Source organism: Nocardia sp. NPDC004718, assembly GCF_053601535.1.
Genome location: NZ_JBSGCA010000036.1, coordinates 1 through 5,341 on the forward strand (window position 1 = coordinate 1; position 5,341 = coordinate 5,341).

Consider the following 5,341-nt stretch of genomic DNA (forward strand, 5'->3'; position numbering starts at 1 on the left):
GGCAACGCCGCCCGATCCAACTTCCCCACCGGCGTCAACGGAATCTCATCCAACACCACAATCGACGCCGGAATCATGTACCCCGGCAACGACTCGGAGATGAAGTCCAGCAGTGCCGTGGTGTCGAACTCGGCCCCGATGCCCACCGCGTCCGCCTCGGGAAGCACGTAGGACACCAACATGGTCGTGCCGTTCTGCTGCCGCTTGCCCAACGTCACCGCGAATTCGACATCCGGATGGCGGCTCAGCGCGTCATCGATCTCGCCGAGTTCGACGCGGAAACCACGGACCTTCACTTGGAAATCGGAACGTCCCAGTACCTCGATGCCGCCCCCGCCGAGTCGGCGGGCCAAGTCGCCGGTGCGGTACATGCGCGATCCCGGATTGCCCGCCTCGCCGCCGAACGGGTTGGCCACGAAGCGCGCCGCGGTGAGACCGCGCCGGTTGAGGTAGCCCTCCGCCAGCGCGGGGCCGGACAGATACAGCTCGCCGATCACTCCGGCCGGGGCCGGGCGCAAGCGGGAATCCAGCACGAACAGACCGAATCCCGGTATCGCGCCGCCGATGGTGATGGTCTCGCCGGGAACCAGCGGCGCACTGCTGGTCGCGATGACCGTGGCTTCGGTGGGGCCGTAGCCGTTGATCATCGCCCGGCCGTTCCCGCTCCACCGGCCGACCAGGTGCGGACCGAACCGGTCGCCGATGACCATCACGACGCGCAGGTCCGCGAGCCCCTCCGGATCGACCGATTCCAGCGCGCCGGGCGTGATCAGCATGTGCGTGACGCGTTCGCGCCTCAGCACATCGGCGAGTTCGAATCCGCCGAATACGGTCGGCGGCGCGATCACCAGGGTGGACCCGGTGGCGAAGGCGAGCAGCAATTCCAGCACCGACACGTCGAAGTTCGGCGAGCAGATGTGCATCACCCGCGAGCCCTCGGTGACGTCGTAGCGCTCCCGTTCGGACGCCACCATCGCGCCCAATCCGGAGTGGGTGACCACGACCCCCTTGGGCCGACCGGTCGAACCCGAGGTGAAGATGACGTAGGCGGGATGCTGCTCGGTCAGCGGTCGCACCCGATCGGCATACGAGACCGGGTGCGCGGGCCGCCGTGCGATCCGTTCCCGGTCTCGCGGGTCGTCGAGTTCGATCCACGGGATCGACGTGCCCAGCGCTTCGCGGTACGCGGAAGTGGTCAGGCCCAGCGCCGCTCCGGAATCGGACACCATGTAGGCGATCCGCTCCGGCGGGTAGGTGGGATCGATCGGCACATACGCGGCGCCCGTCTTGGCGATGGCCCACACCGACAGCACCGACTCGATCGAGCGCCGAATGCCGATGGCCACCACGTCACCGGGCCCCAATCCCCGGTCGATCAATTCCCGTGCCAGCCGCGACGAGCATTCGTCGAGCTCTCGATAGGTCAGCTGGGTGGTATCGGCGGGATCGCCTGTCGGACTGAACCGGATCGCCACCGTGTCGGCGGCGGACTCGACCGCGGCTGTGAGCAGTTGCCCGAAGAGCGGAGCGCCGGAACGGCGACGGCGGTTTCCACGCGCAGAACGGCGGTCCATCTTCATTTCCGTGCTTTCTCCTTCAGGTGGTGCCGGCGCTCGCGGCCGTCACCAACGATCCAACCCACAACCTCGCTACTTGCTCGCACTGGTGTCGCAGACAGCCCGGGAACTCTCTCGCGAGAAGTCCCGGACTGTTCGGCCCCGTCGGGACAGTACACAGCTGGTAACCCGCTTACGGCACGGCGTACGGCGGCGCCGGCGAATTATGCTGCGTTTCACACCTTTCACTGATCAAGTGTGCCAATGCGGCACCGACCCAGACGATGATTCCGGTCGACTTCTTCCGTGGCTCATGCGACTCCGCCGCGAAGATTCCGCCCGAACTTCCGAGATGGCAAGCCCGACAGGCGTTCTCGGCGATCCTTCAGGCTGCGTCTACAACGGTTGCCGTTCCGCGATGGTCGCCTCCTGCTCGAACGGCGTGGCGTGCGCGGTCGACAGTGGTGCGAGGAGTGTGGCCGGCGTAAGGAGGCCCGCGGTGATCGCCTTCATGGGGACGAGTATTCGGCGAACCCCTCCGTGTCGCACGACCCCATTCATCGGGGCGCACCGCGTGCCATCCGGCTCGTGGCCGGCGTCCCGCAGCGCTGTCGCGTCGCATCAGTGTGAGTCCAGCGGTTGTAACGACCACGACGTGGCCTCGATCGGCATCGCCGCGGCGGACCGGGCCATGCGGCTGATCTTGGATCCGGTGATGAATTCGGGATCGGTGCCCATGATGACGCGCCCCTCGCTGTTGACCAGCACCACCCGCTGACCGAATGCCCGGAATCGCGGAAGCAGGACCGCCTCGATCGAAGCGACCGGAACATCGGCACCGGCGATTCCGAGGAAGGCTCCCGAATTGGTCGTCACCGGAATTGCGAAGGTGCAAACGTACTGATCGGTACACGCGTAATCGATGGTCGGCCCGTACACCCAGCGCCGACCCTGGTCGCGCGGAATCGTGAACCAGTCCATGGCCGTGTAGTCGTAGAAGTACTCATTGTGCGGATTCAATTCCAGCCCGAGACGTTGCGGTCCGCGGTCGGTGTCGAGGAACCACCACTCCAGGAATCGGGGGCGATCCGCGAGAACGCCGTCGGCCATCACTACGCCCGCGCTTTCGAACAGTTTTCCACGCCGCTCGAGCTCGCCGACAATGGTGTCGCGCAGCGGCGCGAGGTCGGTCGATCGGGGCGCGTGCTGCGGCTTCTCGGTCGATCTCGCCCACAGTGCCGCCAATTCGGCCCCGATGATGCCCAGCGATCCGTAGACCTCCTCGGCCAGTTCTGTGACGGCGTGAACGAGCGATTCGACGGTCACCGGGGTGGAAGAACTATCGGTATCCCTCATCGATCAACTGAGCTCCAAACGTAGGGCGACGAGGCGGCGGATGCGTGATTCGGTTTGTGATTCTGCCAGTTCTCTCGCCCGGGCGTCGTCTTCTCTTTCGATCGCGTCCACCAAATCGCGATGCGCGGTGGCTTCGGCAGCCGGGTCGAGTTTCAGTCGGGGTAACCAGAGCAGGGCGGAGAGTTCGGCTTGTAGCGCCACCTGGGCGCGAGTCAAGCGGGTGGATTGCGCGCACACCGCCATTTCGATATGGAAGCGGCTGTCGGCCCGGCGGGCCGATATGGGCTCGCTGCTGTCCTTCAGCCGGTCGGCCAGGGATCGGAGCCGCGCGATATCGGCTCGCAACCCGCGGCGTGCGGCGAACACGGCGGCGGCTCCGGTGACGGCGAAGTGCTCGTCCCCCAGATCGCGCAATTCTTGGATGCTCATCTCCTGCAGGCGCGCCAGTGAGCTGCTCTCGAGGATCTCCGCCGCACCGCGGATGAAGCTGCCGCCGCCGCGTCCGCGCTTGGTCTGCACGATTCCCTGCTGCCGGAGCACTGCCAGTGCCTCGCGCAGGGTCATCGTCGACACCCCGAGCTGACCGGCGAGATCGGTCTCGCTCGGCAACTGCTGGCCGTCGACCATCAGGCCGAGGCTGATGGCGGCACTGAGTCGCTGCACCACGGCCTCGGTCTTCGGGCCGCCACCCTCGAGGGGGGCCAGCACGGCGCCGAGAGCGGTCAGTCCGGCGCTCTCCTGCTTGGACAACGCGACTCCTCGGTGGGGGATGTAACTCGATCCTAGCCAACGAACAGTTGAACTATGAACTCTAGAGTTAGAGGTACCCGGTGCGACTGTGCGATCCTTCCCCGGTCGGCCGCCGATCGCGGTCGCGCCTGACGTGGTGGGCTCCGACCCGCACCCGAAGGTCTCGGTCGCATACCGGCCTGGCCGTGAACTTAACGCAATCCTTACCCGCCACGCGTTGAACTATGAAATCTAATGTCTTATGTTCAGACGAGTGGAACTGCCTTTCTGGGCACCGGGACGCGGCGGCGTCACGATCGAAACAGGATTTCCCATGTTCGAAGCGAACCAGAACAGCCATAGCGTGCACTACGGTCACTTCACCGCGACCGTGCCGAGGCGACGGCCCGGCAGGTGGCGCGGAGGGGAATACGGCCGGGGGACCACGGGGTCGGCGCAAGTGCGAGCCGAGCGTACGACGCCAGGGTTTCGACGATGAGTGAAGTACGCCATACCGAAGTCGACGGTGTATGCGCGACGTGGCGTTTCGTTCACCACCACCTGATCGCGATCGTCGCGGTGGACAAGACATCGGATGCTTCACCGTTGGTCGCGTTCGGCCCCGGCAACTACCCTGACCTCGCGCAGGCGCGCGAACTTCTTCCGGAGCTGACGCGGCTCTGGGACGCGGTGCGCCGCGAATTCTGGGCCAAACTCATCCCACCACTGCCCGTGGTGACCAGGCAGCGGGCTTGGGCGTGAGCCGGTTACCTCGGTGAATACACCGCCTGGGCCTGCTCACCACCACTGCCGCTGAAAGCCGCTCGTTTCGCCCGTAGGAGCGGCCGCGCGCCCGGCCGCGCGGTCTCGTATCCGCGCGGAGCGGATCTCAGTCCCGCGTGATGACCCCGTCCACGCGCCGCCAGATACCGAGCGGGTTGTCCGCGCGGATCTCGTCGGCGAGCAGGTCGTCGGGGACGTTCTGGTAGGCGACCGGGCGCAGGAATCGCTCGATGGCGCGGCTGCCCACGGAGGTGGTCGACGGCGCGCTGGTCGCGGGGAACGGGCCGCCGTGGACCACCGCGTGGCCGACTTCCACCCCGGTGGGCCAGCCGTCGAAGAGCACCCGGCCTGCGATCAGTTCGAGCTTGCCGAGCAGGGTCGCGGCGAGTTCGCGATCCGCGGCCACGGCGTGCACCGTGGCGGTGAGCTGGCCCTCGAGCTCGTCGACGAGGGTGGCGAACTGCTCCGCTCCGGTCACCCGGACGATGATCGAGGCGGGCCCGAACACTTCTTCGTGGAGTTCCCGATCGGCCAGGAACCGCTCACCGGTGGTCACGAACAGTTGCGGCACGCCCGTGCAGGCCGCCCCGGCGTCGCTGCCCTTCGCGGCGGTCCACACGGCCTCGGTCGCGGCCAAGCGCCGCACCCCCGCGGTGAACGCGGCGGCGATACCCGCGTTCAGCATCGGCGCGCCGGACGTGGCGGCGACGGCCGCGGTCGCCGCGTCGACGAAATCGTCGGTGCCGGGTCCGTCGGCCACGAAGATCAAGCCGGGGCTCGTGCACAGCTGTCCGACGCCGTTGGTGAGCGAGGCGACGAATTCGGCGCCGAGCCGGGGGGCGGGCGGCGCCCCCGCGGCCCGCGGCCCCAACACCCGGGTGATACAAGTCAAAGAGGCGAAAAAGGGGGTGGGGAGC

General features: G+C 67.1%; 4 protein-coding genes and 1 pseudogene. 1 reads left to right on the forward strand and 4 read right to left on the reverse strand.

The window, feature by feature from the left end; all coding sequences use genetic code 11:
- The 3 genes from ACWEH3_RS24800 to ACWEH3_RS24810 form a co-directional block, all read right to left on the reverse strand.
- The coding region (locus ACWEH3_RS24800) for an amino acid adenylation domain-containing protein (RefSeq protein ID WP_450026680.1) at positions 1–1,580 on the reverse strand (1,580 nt) is incomplete at its 3' end.
- A 597-nt stretch (positions 1,581–2,177) separates the two neighbouring features.
- Positions 2,178–2,912 carry a cache domain-containing protein gene (locus ACWEH3_RS24805; RefSeq protein ID WP_450026678.1) on the reverse strand — a complete coding sequence of 245 codons (735 nt, stop codon included), beginning with the start codon at positions 2,910–2,912 and terminating at the stop codon, positions 2,178–2,180.
- Positions 2,913–2,915: 3 nt separating this feature from the next.
- Positions 2,916–3,662, reverse strand: a complete 747-nt coding sequence (locus tag ACWEH3_RS24810; RefSeq protein WP_450026676.1) for a FadR/GntR family transcriptional regulator — start codon at positions 3,660–3,662, stop codon at positions 2,916–2,918.
- A gap of 474 nt (positions 3,663–4,136) precedes the next feature.
- Here ACWEH3_RS24810 and ACWEH3_RS24815 point away from each other — a divergent pair, with 474 nt between their 5' ends.
- Complete coding sequence (locus ACWEH3_RS24815; RefSeq protein ID WP_450026674.1) at positions 4,137–4,403, forward strand: hypothetical protein; 267 nt, start codon at positions 4,137–4,139, stop codon at positions 4,401–4,403.
- Positions 4,404–4,530: 127 nt separating this feature from the next.
- On the opposite strand, the pseudogene ACWEH3_RS24820 reads toward ACWEH3_RS24815, so the two are convergent.
- Positions 4,531–5,341: pseudogene (locus ACWEH3_RS24820) on the reverse strand (aldehyde dehydrogenase (NADP(+))); the annotation flags it as partial.

What these genes read in the sequence shown, in the direction of transcription:
- ACWEH3_RS24805 (WP_450026678.1), bottom strand. Translation starts at nt 2,912, where the DNA reads ATGAGGGATACCGATAGTTCTTCCACCCCGGTGACCGTCGAATCGCTC.
- ACWEH3_RS24815 (WP_450026674.1), top strand. Translation starts at nt 4,137, where the DNA reads ATGAGTGAAGTACGCCATACCGAAGTCGACGGTGTATGCGCGACGTGG.